At 69.7% G+C, this 2,317-nt stretch carries 4 protein-coding genes; 2 read left to right on the top strand and 2 right to left on the bottom strand.

Translation table 11 applies throughout. The features are described 5' to 3' along the window. Positions 1-120 precede the first annotated feature (120 nt). Both MFF42_RS06240 and speG read left to right on the top strand, forming a co-directional pair. Entirely contained in the window at positions 121-414 is a 294-nt protein-coding gene (locus MFF42_RS06240; RefSeq protein ID WP_238254971.1) for a hypothetical protein, read from the top strand. A gap of 82 nt (positions 415-496) precedes the next feature. Further along, positions 497-1,045 carry a spermidine N1-acetyltransferase gene (gene speG / locus MFF42_RS06235; protein WP_141951658.1) on the top strand — a complete coding sequence of 183 codons (549 nt, stop codon included), beginning with the start codon at positions 497-499 and terminating at the stop codon, positions 1,043-1,045. A 71-nt stretch (positions 1,046-1,116) separates the two neighbouring features. On the opposite strand, the gene MFF42_RS06230 is transcribed toward speG, so the two are convergent. Next, positions 1,117-1,530, bottom strand: a complete 414-nt coding sequence (locus MFF42_RS06230; RefSeq protein ID WP_096485698.1) for a hypothetical protein — start codon at positions 1,528-1,530, stop codon at positions 1,117-1,119. 113 nt (positions 1,531-1,643) lie between these two features. Beyond that, a partial coding sequence (locus tag MFF42_RS06225; RefSeq protein WP_238254970.1) for a hypothetical protein occupies positions 1,644-2,317 on the bottom strand: 674 nt, incomplete at its 5' end.

The following is a 2,317-nucleotide window of genomic DNA, read 5'->3' as shown; positions in this document are numbered from 1 at the left end:
CACCGCCGCGCTCGACGCCTGCCTCGTCGGCTCGGCGCAGATCCGGCGCTTCGATCCGGAGGCCTATCGCGACCTGCCCGATCCGTTTCCGGCCTGGCGCCGGGCGGCCGCCTGAGTCCGATGGGCTTCATCAGCCTGAAGGACTGGCGTGCCCGCTCGGCGGGACTGGCGCAAGCGGCAGCCCGCGCGAAGGCGGTGCTGCGACCGGCCCTGGATCTCGGCGAGGCGGACGCGCTCTCCGTCAACGAGATCGCCTGCGCCGATCCCGGCTGCCCGGACGTCGAGACCGTCGTGCTGGTGATGCGGGCCGGCGAGCCGACGCGGGCCCTGCGCTTCCGCGGGCCGCTCGACCACCTCGACGAAATCGCGGCCCGCGCCCTGGCGCAGGAGGAGATCCGGCTCCGCGCGGTTTGAAGCCGGCTTTCATCATTCCGTCTTGGTCGGCATGGGAGTAGGCCTGGGGCCGACTCCATCCAGCCCCGGCCCGAGCGCGGACATGAGCATCAAATTGCGACCGCTGGAGCGCGAAGACCTCCTCTTCGTGCACCAGCTCAACAACAACGACAGCATCATGCGCTACTGGTTCGAGGAGGCCTACGAGTCCTTCGCCGAGCTGGCGCAGCTCTACGAGCGCAACATCCACAATCAGACCGAGCGGCGCTTCATCATCGCCACGGACCGGAGCGAGCCGGCGGGCATGGTCGAGCTCGTGGAGATCAACCACCTGCACCGACGCTGCGAGTTCCAGATCGCGATCCACCCCGATCATCAGGGCAAGGGCTACGCCAAGCGCGCCACCCGCATCGCCATCGACTACGCGTTCAAGGTGCTCAACATCCACAAGCTCTACCTGCACGTGGACAAGGACAACAAGCGCGCGGCCGGCATCTACGAGAGCTGCGGCTTCCGCCCCGAGGGCATTCTGAGGGACGAGTTCTTCGTCAACGGCCGCTACCGCGACGCGGTGCGGATGTGCCTGTTCCAGCCCCACTACCTCGCCGAGCGCGGCGCGGGCGACGTCGCGGAGCCGGTGCTCAAGACCTGATCGGAGCGGCGCCGAGATACGAAAACGGGCCCCGAAGGGCCCGCATCCGTCCGCTGATCGGGAGAGAGATCCTACCGGTACGGGTTGCCGTAGCGGGCGACGTAGGAGGTCGGATCGATCGCGTCGACGGCCGAGAAATCGACGTTGCGGATCGCCGTCGAGCGGGCGCCGATGAACGGGCCGTTGGTGATCGGATCGGGCAGGATGCCGGCGCCGAAGCGGTCGTTGCGGCCGTAGACCGGGTTGAGCTGGTTCGACGCGGCGATGAAGGCCGGGTTGGTGGCCGGGTTCGACACGGAGCCGTTGCCCGGCTCGACCACGTTGCCGGCATCGAGCCAGGAGCGCGGGCGGATGCGGATCGGCAGCGGCTGGCTCACGCGGACGTAACCGGGGTTGCCGTAGGGGCCCTGCGCCTCCGCACTGGTTCCGAACCCGATCGCGGTGAGGGTCATGGCGCCCAGAAGGGCAAGCTTGGAAAAGCGCATGGCGTACCTTGTCGTGTGAGAGGCGACTGTACGGGCCGTTCGTTAAGAATCCCGCTTGTTGAGGAGTAGACGCTCAGGCGTGGCCGTTGTTCCCGAAATATGGCCGCGCTTCGTCATTTTCGCCGTGTTTTTGCCGCATTGTTGCTCGCGGCCGCCTCGGCGACGGCGATGGAGCCCGTGCGATCACCCGGCCCCGCCGCAGCGGCCTCCTCGGCCTGACAGGCGCTCGCGCGGGCGGACATATCGTCACCGAGAGTCGCCGTCACGCGGCCGGCCAGCGCGATCCGGTCGATGGCGCAGGCCACGGCGCGCGCTTCCGGTGCCTGCCCGAGGATGCCGCACAGCCAGCCATCGATGGCTACCGCCTTCAGGTCGAGGCTGCGGAAGCCGATGCAGTTCCGCTTTCCGGCGGCCGAGAGCGTCGTCTCGACGGTCTCGAAGCCGCCGAGGCGGGTCGCCACGACGCCCCGCTCACCGGTTCGGAGGACGGACAGGCCGCGCCCGTCCGCCGCCCGGCGCACCAGGGTGACGAACAGGCTGGAGCCGGGCTCGGTCCGGCCGCCCGCATCGGTGGCGGTGACGAGGAGATAGGGCGCCTCGATCAGGTCAAACGCGCCCTGGCTCACGCTGTCCTCGCGCTGCCCGTTACCGGAATTCCAGCGCGCCGGCTCGACCTGCGGCGTCGGCTCGGCCGAATCCGCGCGCAGCGTCAGCAGCGGTTCCGTCGCGGCGATGGCGCGCCGCGCGCCCTCGGCCGCCCGCGGCGGCTCGCTCCAGGCCCGCGGCG

Source organism: Methylorubrum podarium (assembly GCF_022179745.1).
Taxonomy (GTDB): domain Bacteria; phylum Pseudomonadota; class Alphaproteobacteria; order Rhizobiales; family Beijerinckiaceae; genus Methylobacterium; species Methylobacterium podarium.
This window is presented reverse-complemented; position numbering and strand designations above follow the sequence as displayed.